The organism is Sphingomonas sp. (genome assembly GCF_039595165.1).
Taxonomy (GTDB): Bacteria; Pseudomonadota; Alphaproteobacteria; order Sphingomonadales; family Sphingomonadaceae; genus Sphingomonas.
This window is the reverse complement of record NZ_JBCNMA010000053.1, coordinates 1-20,735: the sequence shown is the minus strand read 5'-3', so window position 1 is coordinate 20,735 and position 20,735 is coordinate 1. Positions and strand designations below refer to the sequence as shown.

The 20,735-nt window shown below is 67.2% G+C and carries 25 protein-coding genes; 13 read left to right on the top strand and 12 right to left on the bottom strand.

The genetic code is table 11. The annotated features are described in order from the left end of the window. Positions 1-241 precede the first annotated feature (241 nt). The 3 genes from ABDV68_RS10845 to ABDV68_RS10835 all read left to right on the top strand — a co-directional run bounded on the left by ABDV68_RS10845 (position 242) and on the right by ABDV68_RS10835 (position 1,718). A complete protein-coding gene (locus ABDV68_RS10845; protein ID WP_343519940.1) occupies positions 242-865 on the top strand; it encodes a hypothetical protein in 624 nt (207 codons plus the stop codon). Next, positions 862-1,209, top strand: coding sequence for an arsenate reductase (locus ABDV68_RS10840; RefSeq protein WP_343519939.1), 348 nt, complete (start codon positions 862-864; stop codon positions 1,207-1,209). The genes ABDV68_RS10845 and ABDV68_RS10840 overlap by 4 nt, the downstream gene beginning before the upstream one ends. 71 nt (positions 1,210-1,280) lie before the next feature. Beyond that, complete coding sequence (locus ABDV68_RS10835; RefSeq protein ID WP_343519937.1) at positions 1,281-1,718, top strand: hypothetical protein; 438 nt, start codon at positions 1,281-1,283, stop codon at positions 1,716-1,718. A 77-nt stretch (positions 1,719-1,795) separates the two neighbouring features. On the opposite strand, the gene ABDV68_RS10830 is transcribed toward ABDV68_RS10835, so the two are convergent. The 3 genes from ABDV68_RS10830 to ABDV68_RS10820 are packed head-to-tail and all read right to left on the bottom strand — an operon-like array spanning position 1,796 to position 2,853. Next, a complete protein-coding gene (locus tag ABDV68_RS10830) occupies positions 1,796-2,017 on the bottom strand; it encodes a helix-turn-helix transcriptional regulator (RefSeq protein ID WP_343519936.1) in 222 nt (73 codons plus the stop codon). Further along, positions 2,010-2,438 carry a hypothetical protein gene (locus ABDV68_RS10825; RefSeq protein WP_343519935.1) on the bottom strand — a complete coding sequence of 143 codons (429 nt, stop codon included), beginning with the start codon at positions 2,436-2,438 and terminating at the stop codon, positions 2,010-2,012. The genes ABDV68_RS10830 and ABDV68_RS10825 overlap by 8 nt, the downstream gene beginning before the upstream one ends. Before the next feature lies 1 nt (position 2,439). Continuing rightward, positions 2,440-2,853, bottom strand: coding sequence for a hypothetical protein (locus ABDV68_RS10820; protein ID WP_343519933.1), 414 nt, complete (start codon positions 2,851-2,853; stop codon positions 2,440-2,442). 124 nt (positions 2,854-2,977) lie between these two features. Here ABDV68_RS10820 and panB point away from each other — a divergent pair, with 124 nt between their 5' ends. The 6 genes from panB to ABDV68_RS10790 all read left to right on the top strand — a co-directional run bounded on the left by panB (position 2,978) and on the right by ABDV68_RS10790 (position 8,156). Continuing rightward, on the top strand, positions 2,978-3,838 hold the full coding sequence (panB, locus tag ABDV68_RS10815) for a 3-methyl-2-oxobutanoate hydroxymethyltransferase (protein WP_343519931.1): 861 nt from the start codon (positions 2,978-2,980) through the stop codon (positions 3,836-3,838). A 73-nt stretch (positions 3,839-3,911) separates the two neighbouring features. Further along, positions 3,912-4,616 carry a tetratricopeptide repeat protein gene (locus ABDV68_RS10810; protein WP_343519930.1) on the top strand — a complete coding sequence of 235 codons (705 nt, stop codon included), beginning with the start codon at positions 3,912-3,914 and terminating at the stop codon, positions 4,614-4,616. Then, positions 4,613-5,935, top strand: coding sequence for a PQQ-binding-like beta-propeller repeat protein (locus tag ABDV68_RS10805; protein ID WP_343519928.1), 1,323 nt, complete (start codon positions 4,613-4,615; stop codon positions 5,933-5,935). Before ABDV68_RS10810 ends, ABDV68_RS10805 begins: the two co-directional genes overlap by 4 nt. A gap of 158 nt (positions 5,936-6,093) precedes the next feature. After that, a complete protein-coding gene (der, locus tag ABDV68_RS10800) occupies positions 6,094-7,452 on the top strand; it encodes a ribosome biogenesis GTPase Der (RefSeq protein WP_343519927.1) in 1,359 nt (452 codons plus the stop codon). Further along, complete coding sequence (locus ABDV68_RS10795) at positions 7,445-7,657, top strand: sulfurtransferase TusA family protein (protein WP_343519925.1); 213 nt, start codon at positions 7,445-7,447, stop codon at positions 7,655-7,657. The genes der and ABDV68_RS10795 overlap by 8 nt, the downstream gene beginning before the upstream one ends. 106 nt (positions 7,658-7,763) lie before the next feature. Then, positions 7,764-8,156: an Hpt domain-containing protein gene (locus ABDV68_RS10790; RefSeq protein ID WP_343519923.1), complete on the top strand. Its 393-nt coding sequence runs from the start codon at positions 7,764-7,766 to the stop codon at positions 8,154-8,156. 3 nt (positions 8,157-8,159) lie between these two features. Here ABDV68_RS10790 and bfr read toward each other — a convergent pair whose 3' ends face one another. The 5 genes from bfr to ABDV68_RS10765 form a co-directional block, all read right to left on the bottom strand. After that, positions 8,160-8,642 carry a bacterioferritin gene (bfr, locus tag ABDV68_RS10785; protein ID WP_343519921.1) on the bottom strand — a complete coding sequence of 161 codons (483 nt, stop codon included), beginning with the start codon at positions 8,640-8,642 and terminating at the stop codon, positions 8,160-8,162. Between the two features lie 101 nt (positions 8,643-8,743). Continuing rightward, complete coding sequence (locus ABDV68_RS10780; RefSeq protein ID WP_254292333.1) at positions 8,744-8,914, bottom strand: (2Fe-2S)-binding protein; 171 nt, start codon at positions 8,912-8,914, stop codon at positions 8,744-8,746. Positions 8,915-8,969: 55 nt separating this feature from the next. Further along, positions 8,970-10,229 carry a DUF418 domain-containing protein gene (locus tag ABDV68_RS10775; RefSeq protein WP_343519919.1) on the bottom strand — a complete coding sequence of 420 codons (1,260 nt, stop codon included), beginning with the start codon at positions 10,227-10,229 and terminating at the stop codon, positions 8,970-8,972. 20 nt (positions 10,230-10,249) lie between these two features. Next, positions 10,250-10,690 carry a hypothetical protein gene (locus ABDV68_RS10770; protein ID WP_343519918.1) on the bottom strand — a complete coding sequence of 147 codons (441 nt, stop codon included), beginning with the start codon at positions 10,688-10,690 and terminating at the stop codon, positions 10,250-10,252. A gap of 33 nt (positions 10,691-10,723) precedes the next feature. After that, a complete protein-coding gene (locus tag ABDV68_RS10765; RefSeq protein ID WP_343519917.1) occupies positions 10,724-11,140 on the bottom strand; it encodes a hypothetical protein in 417 nt (138 codons plus the stop codon). Positions 11,141-11,348: 208 nt separating this feature from the next. Between ABDV68_RS10765 and ABDV68_RS10760 the strand changes: the two genes are divergently transcribed. After that, positions 11,349-12,875 carry a GGDEF domain-containing protein gene (locus ABDV68_RS10760; protein ID WP_343519916.1) on the top strand — a complete coding sequence of 509 codons (1,527 nt, stop codon included), beginning with the start codon at positions 11,349-11,351 and terminating at the stop codon, positions 12,873-12,875. Here ABDV68_RS10760 and purL read toward each other — a convergent pair. Further along, entirely contained in the window at positions 12,867-15,098 is a 2,232-nt protein-coding gene (gene purL / locus ABDV68_RS10755; RefSeq protein ID WP_343519915.1) for a phosphoribosylformylglycinamidine synthase subunit PurL, read from the bottom strand. The two genes, ABDV68_RS10760 and purL, sit on opposite strands and share 9 nt — an antisense overlap. 81 nt (positions 15,099-15,179) lie before the next feature. On the opposite strand from purL, the gene ABDV68_RS10750 reads away from it, so the two are divergent. Continuing rightward, entirely contained in the window at positions 15,180-15,935 is a 756-nt protein-coding gene (locus ABDV68_RS10750; RefSeq protein ID WP_343519914.1) for a TonB family protein, read from the top strand. Here the strand turns inward: ABDV68_RS10750 and ABDV68_RS10745 are convergent. Beyond that, entirely contained in the window at positions 15,932-17,389 is a 1,458-nt protein-coding gene (locus ABDV68_RS10745) for a phospholipase D-like domain-containing protein (RefSeq protein WP_343519912.1), read from the bottom strand. The genes ABDV68_RS10750 and ABDV68_RS10745 overlap by 4 nt on opposite strands. 80 nt (positions 17,390-17,469) lie before the next feature. Between ABDV68_RS10745 and ABDV68_RS10740 the strand changes: the two genes are divergently transcribed. Next, the gene (locus ABDV68_RS10740) at positions 17,470-17,850 is read left to right on the top strand and encodes a PAS domain-containing protein (protein ID WP_343519910.1); all 381 of its coding nucleotides are present in this window, start codon (positions 17,470-17,472) and stop codon (positions 17,848-17,850) included. Here ABDV68_RS10740 and arsC read toward each other — a convergent pair. Continuing rightward, positions 17,847-18,179 (bottom strand): arsenate reductase (glutaredoxin), encoded by a 333-nt coding sequence (arsC, locus tag ABDV68_RS10735; protein WP_343519909.1) that lies wholly within the window; start codon positions 18,177-18,179, stop codon positions 17,847-17,849. The two genes, ABDV68_RS10740 and arsC, sit on opposite strands and share 4 nt — an antisense overlap. Before the next feature lie 75 nt (positions 18,180-18,254). On the opposite strand from arsC, the gene ABDV68_RS10730 reads away from it, so the two are divergent. Continuing rightward, complete coding sequence (locus tag ABDV68_RS10730; RefSeq protein ID WP_343519908.1) at positions 18,255-19,160, top strand: cyclase family protein; 906 nt, start codon at positions 18,255-18,257, stop codon at positions 19,158-19,160. Between the two features lie 42 nt (positions 19,161-19,202). Here the strand turns inward: ABDV68_RS10730 and accC are convergent, their stop codons facing one another. Next, positions 19,203-20,561: an acetyl-CoA carboxylase biotin carboxylase subunit gene (accC, locus tag ABDV68_RS10725; RefSeq protein WP_343519907.1), complete on the bottom strand. Its 1,359-nt coding sequence runs from the start codon at positions 20,559-20,561 to the stop codon at positions 19,203-19,205. Between the last annotated feature and the right edge of the window lie 174 nt (positions 20,562-20,735).

The following is a 20,735-nucleotide window of genomic DNA, read 5'->3' as shown; positions in this document are numbered from 1 at the left end:
ACGCCTATCAGGCCAGCCACAGCTACAGCGTGGCGGACCATATGCTGGGTGATTGAAAGCGGGCCGGCGCCGGGCGGGGCCCTGCTTGACGAACCGCCGCCGCGCTGCCACGGGTCACGCGTTTTGGGTGCGACCGGCAAAGGCTCGTGCCGGACGAGGGCCGACCACTGGGGCGCTGCTCGCGGCCACTGCGGTCGCGATTCGCATAAAGCTGGAGGCGTGGATGCGAACTCTTTCGGCCATGACCGGACTGTTGCTGCTCGCGGCGTGCGGCGGGGCGGGCGAGACGACCAATTCGGCGGAGTCCGGCATTGCCGGGGCGCCGGAAAATGGCCTTGCGACCGGGAACGCGCTCGAGGCGGCGAACGTGATCGAGCCGGAGAATGCCGCCGACGCGGCGCCAGCGGATGCGCGGCCACTGGTCAATCTCGCGCCGGGGGCGCTGAGCCTGGTCGATCCCAACAACGGTCGTGCGCGCGAGCTGAGGTTCGGAGTCGACCGCACGACGGCCGAGCGCGCGGTGCAGGCGGCGCTCGGCGGGCGGGCCGAGCGCGGCACGAGCCGGGAATGCGGCGAGGGGCCTATGGACTTCGCACGAATGCCGGGCGGCCTGCTTATCCTGTTCCAGGACGATCGGTTCGTCGGCTGGTTCCTCGACCGGGGCGACGCGACGCTCACCACGGCGTCGGGCATCGGCATCGGCTCGACCCGCAAGGAGCTGACTGGTGCCTATGATGCCGAGATCTCCGAGAGCTCGCTGGGCGAGGAATTCACCGCGGGCGACCTTTCGGGACTGTTGAGCGGGACGGAGCCAACTGCCAAGGTGACGGCGATCTGGTCAGGACAGGTATGCAACTTGCGATGAGCGTTTCCTTTTACGGCATTCCCAATTGCGACACGGTGAAGAAGGCGCGGACCTGGCTCGACGCCAATGGTGTCGCCTACGATTTCCACGACTACAAGAAAGAGGGCGCCGATCCCGCGCGGCTCGCCAAATGGGCCGAGGCGGTGGGATGGGAGAAGCTGCTCAACCGTGCCGGCACCACCTTCCGCAAGCTCGACGAGGCGGACAAGATCGATATCGACGAGGCCAAGGCGCTGCGGCTGATGGCCGCGCATCCGTCAGTGATCAAGCGGCCTGTGGTCGAGTATCGCGGCGGCGTGCTGGTCGGGTTCAAGGCCGAGGAATGGGCCGGAGCGTTGCTCTGACGAAATGATTGGCAAAATCACCATTTAGGGTAGGGTGCTGCCATCGAACGGCCCAAGGGGGAGAGGTTCCGATGGCAAGCAGTTTCGCGCAAAAGCCGCCCGTCTGGCTCTATATCGCCGGCATCGTTCTGCTTCTTTGGGGCCTCGCGGGGTGCTGGGCCTTCTACATGCACGTTACGCTGGGTGCAGCGGCGAATCCCCAGGCGACCGACTGGGACCGAGCCTATTACGCCGCGCTGCCGAGCTGGTTCGCGATCGATTTCGCCGTTGCTGTGGGCGCCGGCGCGCTCGGTTCGATCGCGTTGCTGTTGCGATCCAAATGGGCCGTGACGCTCTACTGGATCTCGTTGATCGCGGTGGTGATCCAGTTCGGCTACATGTTCCTCGCGACCGATGTCATCGCGGTGAAGGGCGCATTGGCCACGCTGTTCCCGGCCTTCGTCTTCGCGATCGCGCTGTTCGAGGTGTGGTTCTCAGGCATGGCGACGAAGCGCGGCTGGCTGCGCTAAGCGGAAAAGGACCCGGGATCGCGTTTAGGGGCCGCGATCCCGGGCTCCGCGGCGGAGGACCGGCGCGAAGTCGTGTGTCAGGTCTCGTCCTGCTGCCACTGGAAGACGTCTTCGAGCGGCTTGTCGAAGACCTGCGCGATGCGGAACGCGGTCTCGAGGGTGGGGGAATATTTGCCCTGCTCGATCGCCGCGATCGTCTGGCGGGTGACCCCGACGCACTCGCCGAGCTCGGCCTGAGTCATCTCCCCCGCCAGGAAGCGCAGGGTGCGGATCTGGTTGACGATGCGCGGCTTAGCCATGCCAGCCCCGCCGGTAGCTGAGGATGATCAGGGCTGTGCTGACGGTCTCGGCGACGACGATCGCGAGCAGCGCGGTGTTGACGATCTTCCATGCCGGCTCGGTGAACGGCATCACCACCCCGGCCAGGATCATGCCGGCCATCAACGTGTAATAGCCCGCGGTCGCGCCGCGCCGCGCGATGGCGCGGTCGCGCTCGTCGGCCCTCGCTTGGCCCTCGCGGCGGGCGCGGATCGAGAGGACCGCGCTGGTGACGGCGACGATGATGCCTTGGGTTCCGGCGATGATGCCGAACGGAAGCAGAATGCCGAGCAGGCTCGGCTCCCCTTGCCGAAGCGCGAGCAGCAGCCAGGTGAAGTAGATCGTATAGGCGGCGAGCATGGCGACGAGGGTCAGCCAGGCGAGCTTCTCGCGATAGGCCATGTCAGTTCTCCAGCCGGTAACCGATCGCGGTGGCGCCGAACCGCGCCGCCTCGCCCAGGATGAACACGCCGATCAGCGCGAAGACGGTGCCGGCGCCGTGCAGCCCGAGATGGAGCCAGACGATCACCCCGACGATGCCGAGCACGACGACCAGATAGGCCACCCCGGTGGCGCGCCGCCCCACTGCGCGATCACGCTCGTCGGCCGGCGCATTGGCTTCGCCGGGCGAGCGGATCGCCCAGATCGCCGTGGCCGCCACCATCATCACCGCCTGAGCGATCGTCGCCGCGATGAACGGACCGAGCAATGCCATGCCATGGCCGCCCGCCCCGGACAGAGCGAGTATGAGGAACCCGCCCCAGATGAGGACGGTGGTGAGAAACGCCGCCCAGGCGATCTTTTCCCGAAAGGCCATAAGCCGACTCCGTGTTCGTGCAATGTGACTTGATGTTGGAAATATATTACACGGAGTCAAGTTTCATGTTCATCTGACAGCGAGCCACTGGCGCGCCCTCGAGAGCGGCGGTAAAGCGCGCGCCATGTCCACGACCTTCACGATCGACACCGCCACCAGCCGCGTCACCCCGACTCCCGCGCCGATGAAGCGGCTGACGGTGCCCGCGATCCAGGGACGCAAGGGTAAGGACCCGGTGGTGATGCTGACCGCCTACACCGCGCGCATGGCGCAGCTGCTCGATCCGCATTGCGACCTGCTGCTGGTCGGCGACAGCCTGGGGCAGGTGATCTACGGCCTGCCGTCGACGCTCGCGGTGACGCTCGACATGATGTGTGCACATGGCGCCGCGGTGGTGCGGGGCAGCTATCACGCGGTGGTGATCGTCGACATGCCGTTCGGCACCTACGAGGGGAGTCCGGAACAGGCCTTCGCCTCGGCTTCGCGCATCCTCGCCGAGACCGGCGCGGCCGGGGTCAAGCTCGAAGGCGGCGAGGCGATGGCCGAGACGGTTGCGTTCCTCACCCGCCGCGGCATTCCCGTGATGGGGCATATCGGCCTGACGCCGCAGGCAGTGAACGCGCTCGGCGGCTATGGCGCGCGCGGCCGCGGCAATGCCGAATATGCCAAGATCATCGGCGATGCGAAGGCGGTGGCTGAGGCGGGCGCCTTCTCGATCGTCGCCGAGGGCGTGGTCGAGACCCTCGCCAACGAAATCGTCGCGGCGGTGTCGTGCCCGGTGATCGGGATCGGCGCGTCGAACCAGTGTGACGGGCAGGTTCTGGTAACCGAGGACATGCTCGGCATGTTCGAACGGACGCCGCGTTTCGTGCGCAAGTTCGACGACATGGCCGGCCGCATTTCCGCCGCGGTTGAGACCTATGCGGCGGCGGTACGCGACCGGAGCTTCCCGGGCGACGAACAAGTCTATAAGCCCAAGGACTGATCTGCTTTCGTTTCGTGGTGACCGCGGTTAAGGTCCGCGCCCGCACGTCCTGTTTTCCCCGATGGAGTTACCCTTGGCGCTGAGCCCGCAAAGCAACGAAGCCTTTCTGCGTGAGGTCGATGAAGAGCTCCGCAAGGATCAGGCGTTGCACATCTGGCAGAATTACGGCCGCTGGATCATCGCCGCGATTGTCGCCGGCCTGATCGCGTTCGGCGGCTGGCTCTACTGGCAGAGCCATAGCCAGGAGCGCCGGGGCGAGGAGGGCGAGAAGTTCAAGGCGGCGATCAGGTCGCTTAGCCAGAACAAGGCGCAGGAGGCCGAGGCCCCGCTCAAGGAACTGGCGGCATCGAGCTCTTCGGGATTCAGCGCGGCGGCGCGCTTCGCCCAGGCCGATGTGCTGCTGACCAAGAACGACCTCAAGGGCGGCGCCGCGATTCTGGCGGCAATCGCCGCGGATACCAAGGTGCCGCAGGAGTTCCGCGACCTCGCGCTGATCCGCCAGACCGCCGCCGAATATGATTCGCTGAAGCCCGAGCAGGTGGTGTCGCGGCTCGGCGCGCTCGCGATCAAGGACAGCCCGTGGTTCGGCAGTGCCGGCGAGATGGTCGCCGTGGCCTATCTGCGGCAGGGCAAGCGTAACGAGGCCGGCAAGCTCTATGGGGAGATCGCCAAGGGCGAAGGCGTGCCGCGGGCGATCCGTCAACGCGCGGTTCAGATGGCCGGCGTACTTGGCGTCGACGCGGTTCCGGACGAGGGTGAGGACAAGAAGGCGAAATGATGAAGTCGGTTCGGGTTCCCGTCGCAATGGCGGCGCTGGTCGCGCTGAGTGCCTGCGGCATCTTCAAGGGCGGCGACAAGAAGACGCCGGTGCTCGGCCAGCGCGTGCCGATCCTGGCGGCGGAGACGAGCATCGTCGCCGACAAGACGATCGCCGAGGTGCAGGTGGTGCTTCCCGCGCCCGAGACCAACGCCGCATGGAACCAGCCCGGCGGCAATCCCGCCAAGGTCATGGGCCATCTGGCGCTGAGCGAGATGCCGGGGCGCGTCTGGTCGGCGAAGATCCCCGGGACGAGCGGCCGCACCCGGCTCGGTGCCGCGCCCGTCGTGGCCAATGGCACGCTCTTCGTGATGGATACCGAGGGCGTGGTGCATGCGTTCGACGCGGCGACCGGCGCGCGGCGCTGGCAGCTCTCGACCGTCAAGGGCGAGGAGAACCGGCGCGCGGCGTTCGGCGGCGGGGTGAGCGCCGATGGCGGCCGCGTCTATGCGACCAACGGCCTCGGCGACGTCGTCGCCATCGATGCCGCCGCGGGCACCGAGGTGTGGCGCAAGAAGCCGGGCGGTCCGCTGCGTGGCGCGCCGACCGTGGCCAATGACAATCTCTACGTCGTCTCGCAGGACAACCAGCTGTTCGCGTTGACCCAGGCCGATGGCAACGTCACCTGGACTCAGTCGGGCACGCTCGAATCGCAGGGCGTGTTCGGCGTCGCGGCGCCGGCTTCGGCGCAGGGCACGGTGGTCGCCGGCTTCTCGTCGGGCGAACTCAACGCCTATCGCTACGAGAATGGCCGCACGCTGTGGAGCGACACGCTGTCGAGCTCGACCATGTCGACTTCGGTGTCGAGCCTCGCCGATATCGATGCCGAGCCGGTGATCGACCAGGGACGCGTCTATGCCGTGGGGCAGGGCGGGCGCATGGCGGCGGTCGAGCTCGCCAGCGGCCAGCGGCTGTGGGAGCAGAACATCGCCGGCATCTCGACCCCGTGGATCGCGGGCGAGTGGCTGTTCGTCGTCACCGACGATGCGCGCCTCGTCTGCATCGCGCGCGGCAGCGGCAAGATCCGCTGGATCTCGCAACTGCGCGCGTTCCGCAACGAAGAGGACAAGAAGGGGCCGATCACCTGGGTCGGGCCGATCCTGGCGGGCAACAAGCTGTGGCTGTCCAACTCGCGCGGCGAGCTCGTCTCGGCGTCGCCGACCGACGGCAGTGTCGGCGCGACGATCAAGGGCGAGGACGCGGTGAGCCTGAGCCCGATCGTCGCCAACGGCATGCTCTATGTCCTGACCGACAAGGGCGAGATCACCGCCTATCGCTGATGCGCGGCTTGGGTTAGGACGCCATTTCATCTGTTTCGTCATTCCCGCGAAGGCGGGAATCCGCCGACGCTGGGGCTCTTGCCGAGAGCCCTACCGGAATGGATTCCCGCCTTCGGGAATGACGGCAGGAATATTCACGTCCCAAACCAGAGCGCCCCATGTCCCGTCCCACCGTTGCGATCATCGGCCGGCCCAATGTCGGCAAGTCGACGTTGTTCAACCGCCTCGTCGGCAAGCGTCTGGCGCTGGTCGACGACCAGCCCGGCGTGACTCGCGACCGGCGCGAAGGCGATGCCGATCTGCTCGGCGTGCCGTTTCGCGTCATCGACACCGCCGGGTTCGAGGATGAGGACCCGGCGAGCTTGCCCGGGCGCATGCGCGTTCAGACCGAGGCGGCGGTGCAGGAAGCCGATGTCGCATTGTTCATGATCGATGCGCGCGCCGGCATCACGCCGCTCGACGAGGAAGTCGCGCGGTGGCTGCGCAGCTCGGGTACGCCGATCGTATTGCTCGCCAACAAGGCCGAGGGGCGCGCGGCGGAGCCCGGCGTCCATGAAGCGATGGCGCTGGGCCTGGGCGATCCGGTGCCCTTTTCCGCCGAACATGGCGAAGGCATCGCCGACCTGTTCGAGGCGCTGCTGCCGTATATCGACCGCGAGGACGAGGAAGCAGCCGAGGATTCCGGGGAGGAAGGGCCGCTCAAGCTTGCCGTGGTCGGGCGTCCCAACGCCGGCAAGTCGACTCTCATCAACCGCCTGATCGGGCAGGATCGCCTGATCACTGGGCCCGAGGCGGGGATCACGCGCGATTCGATCGCGATCGAATGGCTATGGGAGGATTTCGAGGGCGTGTCGCGCCCAGTCCGGCTGATCGACACCGCGGGCATGCGCAAGCGCGCCAAGGTGCAGGAGAAGCTCGAGAAGCTGTCGGTCGCCGACGCATTGCGCGCGGTGGATTTCGCCGAAGTCGTGGTGCTGCTGCTCGACGCGACCAAGGGGCTCGAGGTGCAGGACCTCAAGATCGCCGACAAGGTGCTGCAGGAAGGGCGCGCGCTGGTGATCGCGCTCAACAAATGGGATGTGGCCGAGAATGCCTCGAGCCTGTTCAACGGGGTAAAGGGGGCGCTCGACGAGGGGCTGGCGCAGGTCAAGGGCGTGCCGCTGCTCACCGTCTCGGCGGCGACCGGGAAGGGGCTCGACACGCTGATCAAGGTCGCGTTCGAGACGCGCGAGGCATGGTCGCGGCGCATCACCACCGGGCAGCTCAACCGGTGGTTCGAGCGTGCGATCGAGGCCAATCCGCCGCCCGCGCCCGGCGGCAAGCGGATCAAGCCGCGCTACGTCACCCAGGCCAAGACGCGGCCGCCGAGCTTCATCCTGTTCGGGACGCGGGTGGACCTGTTGCCCAAGAGCTACGAGCGCTATCTGGTGAACAGCATGCGCAAGGAGTTCGGTTTCGGCGCGGTGCCGGTGCGGCTGACGATGCGGCCGTCGAAGAACCCGTTCGACCGTGAGTGACGCGACGCGGATCGACGCGCGCGGGCTGCGCTGTCCCTGGCCGGCGCTGCGGCTGGCGCGCGCGCTGCGGCAACAGGGCACGCCGCTCGAGATCCTCGCCGACGATCCTGCCGCGGAGCGCGAGATCCGGGCTTTGGCGGAAGCTCATGGCATAGCGGTGACGGCGTTCGCGATCGACGGAAGCCCCACTTTCCGCATCGGGTGATCGTCCACGTCAACCGGACGTTTACCGATTTGCCCTTATTCATCATACAGATGATACCGCATTCCGCGGGAGGGTGAAGTTGGCGCCGCAAGATCCGAACGGGCTAGTGGATTGGACTGCGTTCTCGCAGGCTCGTACCGAGCTCGGCGCAAATTTCGTGCGCATCCTCGGCTATTTCCATGAGGACGGCGTCAAGTCGGTCGCGCAGATCGAGGAGGCGATGCGCTCCAACAACGCTGCGGCGCTGGTCCGGCCGGCGCACACGCTGAAGGGTGAATCGCAGCAGTTCGGCGCGGAGCCCCTGGCGGACTGTGCGGCGGCGATCGAGACCATCGCGCGGCATTGCGTAGAGAATCGCTACGAACCGAGCGAGGCGCTGCAGCATGTGGTGGAACTGCGCCCGCTGTTCGAGGCGACGCTGGCGCTGCTCGAGCGCGAGGCCAACCCGCTGGTCGAGCGGCGTCCGGCTGCTGCCTTCGGACGCCGCCCGGAATTCTAACGCTTACTCGCCCTCTTCGGGCTTCGAGTTGAGCTGCACGTAATTCTGGATGCCCATGCGTTCGATCATCTCGAACTGGGTCTCCAGCGTGTCGACATGCTCTTCCTCGCTGTCGAGGATCTGGCGGAACAGGTCGCGGCTGACATAGTCGCGGACCTTCTCGCTATGCTCGATCGCGTCCTTGAGCACCGCGACCGCCTCATATTCCAGATCGAGATCGGCCTTGAGGATCTCCTCCACCGTCTCCCCGATGCGCAAGCGGCCGAGCAGCTGGAAATTGGGCAGGCCGTCGAGGAACAGGATGCGCTCCGATACCATGTCGGCATGCTTCATCTCGTCGATCGACTCGTGCCGCTCGAACTCGGCGAGCTTCTTGACGCCCCAGTGGTTGAGCATGCGGTAGTGCAGCCAATACTGGTTGATCGCGGTAAGCTCGTTCTTGAGCACCTCGTTGAGGTAGTCGATGACCTTCTGGTCGCCCTTCATGGGATGCGCCTCTTGTTGTTCAGCGCAGCAATATAGCGCCGATCGGACGCTTCAGACAGTCAAAAATGGCGGTTTTCTGCGGGTTTTCGGACTTGCGAACGCTACGCAGCCGCACGCTCGGCATCGATAATCGCTCGTGCGAACGGGACGCACTGGCCGCATTTCGCCTGGCGTCCGAGCGCACGATAGGCCTGGCAAGCGCTCATCGCGCCGTCGCGCGCGGCTGCGCGTACATCCTTCTCGCGAATTGCATTGCAGACGCAGACGACCATCGAAACCCTCTCGCAGTTCGCAACAGTTAGGGCGACTGCGAGTGATTCGCAATGGTTATTGCGTAGCGTTCGCAACTGATCGGGCGAGCGCGCCGCCGGCCATGGTCTGGACCTTGCCGCGCGCCAGGCTGCGCCACAGCCATTCGAGCGGGCCGTAGGCGAATCGCTCGAGCCACGGTTTCGACCAGAGCAGCATCAGCGTCCAGATCGCGAGCACGACGAGATAGACCTCGGCGCGCGACAACTCGCCGTACCAGCCGAAGCCATAGCCGTAGAACAAGGTGGTGCAGATCAGGCTCGTCACGAGATAGTTGGTGAAGGCCATGCGCCCCGCCGCGGCGGTCCGCGCGGTGAGCGCGCCACCGGGGCGCATCAGGAGGATGATCAGGCTCGCCCAGGCGATGATCATCAGCGGGCGAACCGGAATGGTGGCGAACCAGGTGCCGGTGGTGACCGCGAGCAGTTCGAAGCCGCTCGCCAGGATATAGGCGGCGAGCAGCGCATAGGCGGGGATGCCGATCCCGAAGCCGATCGCAGCCCATTTGACGTAGCGCCGGCGCTCCCAGCTCCCGGTCAGCATCCCGCTCTTCAGCGCGGCCATCCCGAACAGCATGTAGGCGAGCGTCTCGAACCCCATCTGGAACAGCGCGGCGAGGGGGAGATACCTGGCTTCCTTGAACCGCTCCAGCGCAATGCCCCACCATCCGCCGCGGTAGATCGCCACTTGCTCGGCGATCCAGGCCGCGGGCGGCGTGCCGAACCCGCGCTCGAGCGCCTCGCGTGCTTCCGCCATGCCCGGCCCGCCGGGCGCCGCCCGCGCCATCAGCACCGTGAGCGGGATGAAGGAGGCGATGACGAGGTGCACGACGAGCAGGATGACGGCGACAGTGATCAGCGTCTTCACCCGCGAATTGCGGAAGAAGAAGGCGATCATCCCGACCAGCGCATAGTGATTGAGGATGTCGCCCCACCAGATCAGCCAGCAATGGAGCAGGCCGAACACGAGCAGCCACACCATCCGCGCATAATGGACCTGCGCCGCGCTTTGTCCCTTGGCCGATGCGAGATCGATCACGAGCAGCGTCGAGGCGCCGAACAGGAACGAGAAGAGCCCGCGCATCTTCCCGTCGAACAGGATGAAATTGCCGAGCCAGACGGCGAGGTTGAGCCCTTCGGACCCGCCATAGGCGCGCGGGTTCATGTACGCGGCGGAGGGCATCGCGAAGGCGATGACGTTGAGCAACAGGATGCCCATCACCGCGACGCCGCGCACGGTGTCGAGCGTGAGGATGCGGTCGCCTGTGGTCGTTGCCATCTTGTCCCCCTGTGCCGATGTCAGCGGCGCGCGATCAATGCGATCGGGATGCCGACGAGCACGATGTGACAGAAAAGCTGAGTCGCGATGCCCATCGCGCTCACCGGGAAGGTGCCGAAGCGTAGCGGAACGACCACCAGGTTCATCGCGACATAGGTGACGAGGCCGTAGATCACGCCCCACAGGATCGGCTTCTCCTTGAGCTGGGGCATGCGGTCGGCGGCGAGGACGAAGATCGCCGCCATGATCGCCATCAGGACGAAATGCACCGCAAGGCCGGCCGCCGCGCCGGTGGCGCCCCAGTTCTTCGCATCGGGAAAAGGCCCCGAGGCGACGTAGCGCAGCATCGCTTCGACCTTGCGGCCAAAAGCGAGCGTCAGGCCGATCGCGGCGAGGATGTCGAGCGTCCCGGCGACCAGCGTGGCCATGACGATTCGCGTGGCAGTGCTCCAATTCTGCATGGCATCCCCCTTATATGTGATTGTTCTGGATAATTATTCCGCGGGCCGCAGCTCCTTGCGGATCATGAGCTTGAGTCCCGACCAGGTCTCGTCCACCGCGCAGACCTTCACGTCGACCAGCCCCAGCGGCAGCGCGACCTCGCGGATCGTGTCCTCGGTAATGTCGGTGTCCGCCTTGGCGGCCTTTTTGGGCCAAGAGACCCAGACGAAGCCGCTCGGCGCGATGAGCTGGCGCAGCGCCGCGAGCTCGCATTCGAGCTTGGCGCGCTGGGTGACGAAGATATGGGCGGCGTCGATGCCGGCACCCGGCGCGGCGAGCAGCTCGAGTCCGAGCGCGTCGAGGGCGATGGTGGCGCGAACCTCTGCGGGCATATCGGCGATGAAGGCGCGCATGCCGGGCTTGAAGCCGAGCTTGTCGGCGAGCGGGGTGGTGGAATAGCCGGCGGTCACTTGCAGTCGTTCCTCCCGTGATCCGTTCAGAAAGTCACAAAGGTCCCACCACAACGCGCGAGTCCGTAAAGGCGACCATTTGAAGGATCGTGCGCCGAAGGTGGCACAAATCCGCGCTGTAGGAAATGACGGCGCCGAAAGCAGGATTCCGTCATCCGGCCCCCCGAATGGGAGCAAACGTTAACCACGCCCCCCTATAGCCTGCACGATGGGAGTGCGTTCGCCACAGATTGCCGGGCGGCGGAGCGACGATGCGGAAGCCGGGGACCGAGTCGCGCGGCGTCTCGCCCTGGTATTGCCGTTGCTGTTCGTGCCGGCGCACCTCGCGGCGGCGCTGACGAGCTGGAATCCGATCGCGCCGCCGCCGCTGCTGTTCGAGACGCTGGGGGCATCCATCGCCTGTGCCGCCTGCTGCTGGAGAGCATCGCGCAGCCGCGGGCGGGCGCGTCAGGGCTGGCTGGCGGTCGCGGCCGCGATGCTGTGCTGGACCGCCGGAGTCGGTTCGCAGTTCGTCGGGTCGCTGACCGCGGCGGGCGCGGTCGGGAGCGGCGCGATATCGATGTTCCTGTTCGTGCTCTATGGCGTGCCACTGACCTTCGTGCTCGCCAGCCCGGCCGGCGACCCGTGGCGGGCCCGGCTGGTCGACGGCGCGCTCGCGCTGATCCTGGGCGGGTTGTTCGGCGCCTTCATCTTCAGCTTCGTCGCGCTGGCGGGCGCCGACGATGCCGGGGCGCTGACCCTGGCCTGGACGTTCGACATCCAGAACATTTTCATCGCGCTGTTCGCGCTGGTGCGCTTCCGTGCCAGCTCGAACGGACGCGAGCGGCGGCTCTTCGGCGCGCTGACCGCTTATGCGGTGGTGTATATGGCCGTCGCGGCCTTCTACAATCACCTGGTCGACGACGGGGCGATAGGCGTCCTCGCGAGCCCGCTCGTCGCCATCCCCTTCCTGGTGCTCGCGGCGCTCGTGCTACGCAGCGGCGGGTCGGCCAGCGTGCCGCGGGCGGGGCGGATGTTCGAGCGCGTGGTGGTGGCGGGGAGCCCGCTGATCCTGCCGACCGCGCTGCTGATCGTTTCGGCGTCGCTGGTGCCGCACATGCCGGTGCTGGCGATCGCCGGCTGCGTCGTCGCGACGCTCGGTTATGGCCTGCGCGCTGTGTTGGTGCAGATCCACGGCATCGGCGAGCGCGAGGAGCTGGCGCAGCTCTCGCAGATCGATCCGCTGACCGGCCTCCCCAATCGCCGCCAGTTCGACGAGGCGCTGCGCCGCGAGCTGACCCGGGCCCGGCGCTCGGGCCAGGGGCTGGCGCTGCTGATGATCGACATCGACCACTTCAAGCTGCTCAACGACACGCTCGGTCATCAGGCGGGCGACCAGCGGCTGCGCGACGTCGCCGAAGCCCTGCAATCGTGCGCCGTGCGCGCAACCGACGTGGTCGCACGCTATGGCGGCGAGGAGTTTGCGGCGATCCTGCCGGGCGCAAGCACGACCGAGGCGATGGCCGTCGCGGAGGCGATGCGGGCAGCCGTCGAAGAGCGCACGCTCCCGTCGCCGGCGCCCGACGGGCGGGTGACGGTGAGCATCGGCGCGGCGCGGTTGACCGAGATCGAGATCGACACCGGACCGCGGCTGATGGAGCGCGCCGACGCGGCGCTCTACGATTCCAAGCGCGCAGGACGCAATCGCGTCACGGCGGCATGGCCGGTCGAGGAACCGGCGCGAGCCCTAGGCTAGCCCGTCGGCCGGCCCCATCAGCTTGGGGAAGAAGCCTTCGTGCGCCTCGCGCAGATCGGTGAGGCTGACGCACCAGTCGCCCTCGTCGAGCTCGAAGATGATGCGGTCCTTGATCGTGCGGCCGAGCGGGTCGGCGGGCACGTCCGCCTCGGCGGCGGCGGTGAGGAACTCGGTCAGCGCCTCGTCGGGCACGGTCACGAGATAGAGGCCCTGGTCCTCGCCGAAGAACGAGCCGGCGACGCCGAACGGCTGCGCCTGATCGACCAGTGCGCCGATGCCGCTGGCGAGCGCCATCTCGGCGAGCGTGACGGCGAGGCCGCCGTCGGACACATCGTGCACGGCGTTGACGAGGCCGCGGTCGATGCAGCTGCGGACGAAGTCGCCGGTACGCTTTTCGGCGCGCAGATCGACCGGCGGAGGCGGGCCTTCCTCGCGGCCATGGATCTCGCGCAGCCAGACCGACTGGCCGAGATGGCCGCCGCGCTCGCCGACCGCGATGATCGCGTCGCCGGTCGCCTTGAAGGCGATGGTCATCGACTTGGACCAGTCGGCGAGCAGGCCGACGCCGCCGATCGCGGGGGTGGGGAGGATGGCGGAACCGCCCCCGGTCGCCTTGGACTCGTTGTAGAGCGAGACGTTGCCCGAGACGATCGGGAAGTCGAGCGCGCGGCAGGCCTCGCCCATGCCTTCGAGGCAGCCGACGATCTGGCCCATGATCTCGGGGCGCTGCGGATTGGCGAAGTTGAGGCAGTTAGTGACCGCGAGCGGGGTCGCGCCGACGCTGGTAAGATTGCGCCACGCCTCGGCGATCGCCTGCTTGCCTCCTTCGACCGGGTCGGCGAAGCAGTAGCGCGGGGTGCAGTCGGTGGTGATAGCGAGGCCCTTGGCCGTGCCGTGGACGCGGACCACCGCGGCGTCGCCGCCGGGGCGCTGGACGGTGTCGGCGCCGACCATGTGGTCATACTGCTCCCAGATCCAGCGGCGGCTCGCGATGTCGGGCGAGGCCATCAGCTTGAGCAGGTCGGCGGCGATGTCGGCGCTTTCCGGCTCGTCGGTGAGATCGGCGGGCTTGGGCGTGGGGACGTGCGGACGGTCGTAGAGCGGGGCCTCGTCGGCGAGCGGGGCGAGCGGGATGTCGGCGACGGTCTCGCCCTTCCACTTCAGGACCATGCGGCCGGTGTCGGTGACGGTGCCGATCACGGCGAAGTCGAGCTCCCACTTGCGGAAGATCGCTTCGGCGAACGCTTCGCGGCCGGGCTTGAGCACCATGAGCATGCGCTCCTGGCTTTCCGACAGCATCATCTCGTACGGCGTCATTCCGGTTTCGCGCTGCGGCACGTCGTCCATGATCATCTCGATCCCGACGCCGCCCTTCGACGCCATCTCGACGCTGGAGGAGGTGAGGCCGGCGGCGCCCATGTCCTGGATCGCGACGATCGCATCCGAGGCCATCAGCTCGAGACACGCCTCGATCAGCAGTTTCTCGGTGAAGGGATCGCCGACCTGGACGGTGGGGCGTTTCTCGTCGCTGTTCTCGTCGAAATCGGCCGAAGCCATGGTCGCGCCGTGGATGCCGTCGCGGCCCGTCTTGGAGCCGACATAGACCACCGGATTGCCGATGCCGGCGGCCGCCGAATAAAAGATCTTGTCGGTCTGGGCGACGCCCACGGTCATCGCGTTGACGAGGATGTTGCCGTCATAGGCCTTGTGGAAATTGACCTCGCCGCCGACCGTCGGGACGCCGACGCAATTGCCATAGCCGCCGATGCCATGGACCACGCCGGCGATGAGGTGCTTCATCTTGGGGTGATCAGGGCGGCCGAAGCGCAGTGCGTTCATGTTTGCCACGGGACGCGCGCCCATGGTGAAGACGTCGCGCAGGATGCCGCCGACGCCGGTCGCCGCGCCCTGATAGGGCTCGATGTATGAGGGGTGGTTGTGGCTCTCCATCTTGAAGATCGCGGCCTGACCGTCGCCGATGTCGATCACGCCGGCATTCTCGCCGGGGCCGCAGATCACCCAGGGCGCTTCGGTCGGAAGCTTCTTCAAGTGGATGCGCGAGCTCTTGTAGCTGCAATGCTCGGACCACATGACCGAGAAGATGCCGAGTTCGGTGAGGTTGGGCTCGCGGCCCAGCGCGTGCAGGACGCGGTCATATTCCTCGGGAGACAGGCCGTGCTCGGCGACGATCTCGGGGGTGATCTGGGCGGTGGTCTGAGTCATGGCGCGCGCATAGCGGGGCGCATCGCGTTCGTCACCCCCGCGGCAAGCGCCGGTTCAGGGGATTTGTGCGTTTAGTGAGGGATGACGGCGATTGCCCTTTCCAACCGGCGCGAGCGGATCGGTGGCGCGATGGCGGCGCTGACGGCGACGGCCGGCCTCGGGGTGGTGCTCGCGCTAGGGCTGGCGGTGCGCGAGCGGCTGGCGACGGGCGACGACCAGGTCGCGATGTTCGAGGTGCCGCCCGAGCCCAAGCCCAGGGCGAAAGTCCAGCGCATGCCCCAACGCAGCACCCGACCCTCGGGCGAGGCCGCGCCGCCGAATCTGCGCTCGCGTGCGACCGAGATCGTCGTGCCCAAACCGGCGGTGCCGATCATCGTGCAACCGCTGGTGATCGCTGCCGAGAAGGCCGCGAACGGGGTTCAGGCGACGAGCGGGGCAGCCGAGGTCGCCGGACCCGGGACCGGCGCGGGCGGGCAGGGGGACGGTTTCGGGGGCGGCGGCAGCGGCGATGGCGACGGCGCGGGCGATCCCGATGCGACGCCGCCGCGCCAGATCCGCGGACGCATCCGCGATTCGGACTATCCCGATGACCTGGCGGACCGGGGGATCGGCGGGCGGGTGACGGTGGTGTTCCTGGTGCAGGCCGATGGGCGCGTGACCGAATGCGATGTCGACGGGTCGAGCGGGATCGCGAGGCTCGACGCGCTGACCTGCCGGCTGATCCGCGAGCGCTTCCGTTTCCGCCCCTCGCGCGACGGGCAGGGGCGGCCAGTGCCGGCCTATGTGCGCGAGACTCACGAATGGGTGTTCGAGCGGCTGCCGCCCGAGCCCGACTAGGGCGCGCGCAGCTTGCGCAGCAGGCCGCCGGCCGCCATTGCCTCGAACACCGTCTCGTCGCCCGAGTCGAGGACCTCGTTGTCGGCCAGCCATTCTTCCACCGCGGCGAGGTCTGGTACGCGGTAGTCGCGCAGCGTGCGGCCTGTGGTGCGCAACTCGTCGATCGTCGCGATCAGCGAGCCGGTCTCGGCGAGGCGCGTGGCGACGGCGATGCTGTCGGTGCCGAGATGTTCGGCGAGCAGGCCGTTGCGGATCGCGGCGATGCGCCACGCGGTACGCTCGTCGCTGGCGGCGAGCGCGACGTCGCACTCGGTGTCGAGGCCGAGCGAGCGATTATTGAGGTTGGACGAGCCGACCCGCAGCACGCGGTCGTCGATAACCAGGATCTTGGCGTGGACATAAACGGGCTCACCCGCGGCGGTGACCGGGTGATAGAGGCGCAGCCGGCCATGCGGGTCGCGCTGCTTGAGCGCCTGGAACAGCCGCGCACGGATCGTGTCCATCGCCTCCTGCTCGAGCCAGCCGTCCGCGCGCGCGGGGTTGATGACCACGATCTCGGGACCGTCGGGCTCGGCGAGACGCGCGGCAATCGCCTCGGCGATGCGGCGCGAGGCGAAATACTGGCTCTCGGCGTAGATGTAGCGGCGTGCCGTCGCGATCAGATCGACGTATAGGGCCTCGATCTCGTGGACCGGCGGCGAGCCGGCCATTTCGGGCTGAGTGCGGGCGATAGCGAGGCGCGCCTCGGTGAAATCCGGCGTGAGGCAGGCAGGCCAGCATTCGTGCGTGACCTCGGGTAGCGGGATCGGCTTGCCGCCGGCACGCTGCCAGCGATCGCGGCAGAGGTTGCCGAGCGCGCGGGCGGCGGGTCCCTCGATCGCGGTGGTGGCGTCGTGCCACGGCATATAGGCGCAGCCGTCCGGATCGACCCGCGTGCCCGTACGGTCGGCATGCGCGCGCGTGTCCCAGCGCGACAACGTCATGTCGATGCCGCCGCAAAAGGCGAGGCAGTCGTCGATCACGACGATCTTCTGGTGGTGCGAGGCGCCGGGCGGATGCGTGCCGTCGAGCTTCAGATGCACCTGCCTGCCGAAACGCCATTTGACGAGCGTGCGGAAGGTCTTGCCGCGAAACACCGATTTGAGCGCGCCGAGATCCCAGCGCAGGATATGGACCTGTAGCGCGGGGTTGCGGCGAGTGAGCCAGGTGATGAACTCGCCGACCTCGCGTGGCGCCTCGGGGTGGTCGGGCGGATCGTCGCGGGTGAGCAGGATGCGCGCGTCGAAGTCCCAGCCGATCAACAGGATCTGCTGCTTCGCGGTCAGCATCGCTTGGCGCGCGGCGCGGAAATAATCCTCGGCGTCGATGATCACCGAGAGCTTGGTGGCGGTCTCGATGCGCCAGCAATTGCGGCCCGGGTCGAAGATCAGCGAGTCAGCGGCGCGGTCTGCCATCCGTGAGGGATAACGTGTGCCCGGCGCGACGTCACGCGGGGTCAGCTGGACTTTGCAATGGCGAGTGCTAACCCGACACCATGCAGGGCGATCAGGATCCGATGCCGCAGATGATGCCGATCCACGCAGCGTGGCAATGCGATCTCACCGACAATTCGCTGATCTGGAGCGACGGCGTCTACGACCTGTTCGGCCTGACGCGCGGGAGCGCGCTCGACCGCGACGCGGTCGTCGCCATGTACCTGCCCGAATCGCGCTTGGAGTTGGCGCGGCTGCGCGATGCGGCGATTGCGGGTTGCGGCAGCTTCACTTTCGAGGCGCGGATCCGGCGCGCCGACGGTGAGATACGTTGGATGCGCGTGACCGCTGACGTGGTGCGCGAGGGTGGCGTCGCGCGCTATCTCTACGGCACGAAGATCGATGTGACTGCGGAGATGGCCGCGCGCGACCGCGCCGCCTAGAGGACTTCGCGGATCGTCTCGGGCGGGCGGCCGAGACGCACGCCCTTCTCGGTCTCGACCAGCGGACGCTCGATCAGGATCGGATCAGCGGCCATGGCATCGAGGATCGCTTCGTCGGACGCCTCCTTCAGCGCCTTGGCGCCGTCCTCGGCCCTGCGCAGGCCGTCGCGCGGTGCGATGCCGGCCCTGGCGTGCCGCGCCAGCTCGTCGCGGCTGGGCGGCGTCTTGAGATACTCGATCACCGTCACCTCGGCCCCGGCATCCTCGAGGATGGCCAGTGCCTCGCGCGATTTGGAGCAGCGGGGGTTGTGGTAGATGGTCGCTTTCATTTCCCAGATTTCCGAACCGGACAGAGTGCGTAGATAGAACGGAATTTCGCGGGTGCCAGTAGCAGGGAAACGATCGTGACCGAAAAGCGGGTGTGCTTCGATTTCGAGGTGAGCTTCACCAATGGCGGCGGGTTGCAGGGCCAGGACTTCCGGCTCGACATCGACGACGACGACATCGACGACGCCGAGCTCGCCCGCTACGTGATCAGTGACCTGCGGCTGCTGATGGTCGGCGGGGTGCGCATCCTCAACAAGCGGATCATCGCCGAGCGGCACAAGCGCGGGATCGTGACGGCCACGGACGCACCCGCTGTAGCGAGCGCGCGGCTGATCGACCTCAGCCATGAGATCGAGGCGGGGATGATCACCTACAAGGGGCTGCCCGCGCCGCTGATCTGCGACCATCTGTCGCGCGACGCCTCACGCTCGATCTACGCCGAGGGGACCGAGTTCCAGATCGACCGGATCGAGCTGGTGGGAAACACCGGCACCTATCTCGACACGCCCTATCACCGCTATGCCGACGGTCATGATCTGGCGGACCTGCCGCTTACGCGCGTGGCGGATTGCGAGGGCGTCGTCGTTCGGGTCGAGGGCGCCGCGGAGCGCGCGATCGACTGGACCGCCTTCGCCGCGCAAGCGCTGCGCGACAAGGCAGTGCTGGTGCACACGGGTTGGGACCGGCACTGGCGGACCGACCAATATTTCGAGGGGCATCCGCACCTGACCGAGGCGGCAGCGGTGTATTTGCGCGATCAGGAGGTGCGGCTGGTCGGGATCGATTCGTTCAATATCGATGACGTGTCAGCGAACACGCGACCGGTGCACAGCGTGCTGCTGGCGGCGGGGATCCCGATCATCGAGCATATGACGCGGCTGGGCGACCTGCCGGTAGACGGCTTCCGCTTCTCTGCGGTGCCGCCCAAGGTGCGGCGCATGGGGACCTTTCCGGTGCGTCCCTGGGCGATCCTGCCGGAATGAAGGACGTCCGGCAGCTTTGTGCCGGGCGTTCCTTCAAGCGCATCAGTCCTTCGCTTCTTCCCGCGCCAGCCATTCCTCGAGCCATTTGATCGTATAGTCGCCCTGCTGGAATTGCGGGTCGTCGAGCAGCGCCTGGTGGAGCGGGATGGTGGTCTTCATCCCCTCGATCACGAACTCCTCGAGCGCGCGGCGCAGGCGGCGGAGCGCGCCGTTGCGAGTGGTGCCGTAGACGATCAGCTTGGCGATCATGCTGTCGTAATAGGGCGGCACTTTGTAGCCCGCGTAGAGCCCGCTATCGACGCGCACGTTCATCCCGCCCGGCGCGTGATACTGCTTCACCAGGCCCGGCGAGGGCGCGAAGGTGCGCGGATCCTCGGCATTGATGCGGCATTCGATGGCGTGGCCGCGGAACTGGACGTCCTGCTGGCGCAAGGTCAGCGGATGGCCCTCGGCGATGCGGATCTGCTCGCGGACGAGGTCGAGGCCGGTTATCGCCTCGGTCACCGGATGCTCGACCTGAAGCCGCGTGTTCATCTCGATGAAGTAGAACTCGCCGTCTTCCCACAGGAACTCGATCGTGCCGGCGCCGCGATAGCCCATATCGGCCATCGCCGTGGCGCAGATGCCGCCGATCCGCTCGCGGTCCTCGGCAGAGAGGATCGGGGAGGGGGCTTCCTCGAGCACCTTCTGGTGGCGGCGCTGGAGCGAGCAGTCGCGCTCGCCGAGATGGATAGCGTTGCCGTTGCCGTCGCCGAACACCTGGATCTCGATATGGCGCGGATTGCCGAGATACTTCTCGAGATAGACGGTGGCGTCGCCAAACGCGGCCTTCGCCTCGCTGCCGGCCTGCTGCATCAGCGTCTCGAACTGGTCGGGCTCGGTGCACACCTTCATCCCGCGCCCGCCGCCGCCCGAGGCGGCCTTGATGATCACGGGATAGCCGATCTCGGCGGCGAGCTTCTTGGCTTCGGCAACGTCGCTGATCGCGCCGTCCGAGCCGGGGACGAGCGGCAGGCCGAGCGCGCCGGCGGTGCGCTTGGCCTCGACCTTGTCGCCCATCACCCGGATATGCTCGGGCTTCGGGCCGACGAAGATCAGGTTATGCAGCTCGACGATCTCGGCGAACTTGGCGTTCTCCGACAGGAAGCCATAGCCCGGGTGGATCGCGTCGGCGCCGCTGATCTCGGCGGCCGAGATGATGTTGGGGATGTTGAGATAGCTGTCGGCCGCGGCAGGCGGGCCGATGCAGATCGCCTCGTCCGCGAGACGGACATGCATTGCGTCGGCGTCGGCGGTCGAATGCACCGCGACGGTCTTGATGCCCATCTCGTGACAGGCACGATGAATGCGCAGCGCGATCTCGCCGCGATTGGCGATCAGAAGCTTCTTGATTTCAGGCATTGTCCAGCAAGTCCGTTCGCCCTGAGCTTGTCGAAGGGCGTGCCCGCGAACCATGCTTCGACAAGCTCAGCACGAACGACGGGGAAAAGGCAGGGGTCATTCAACCACGACGAGCGGCTGGTCGAACTCGACCGGCTGGCCCGCCTGCGAGAAGTTCAAGCGCATCCCGGTGAC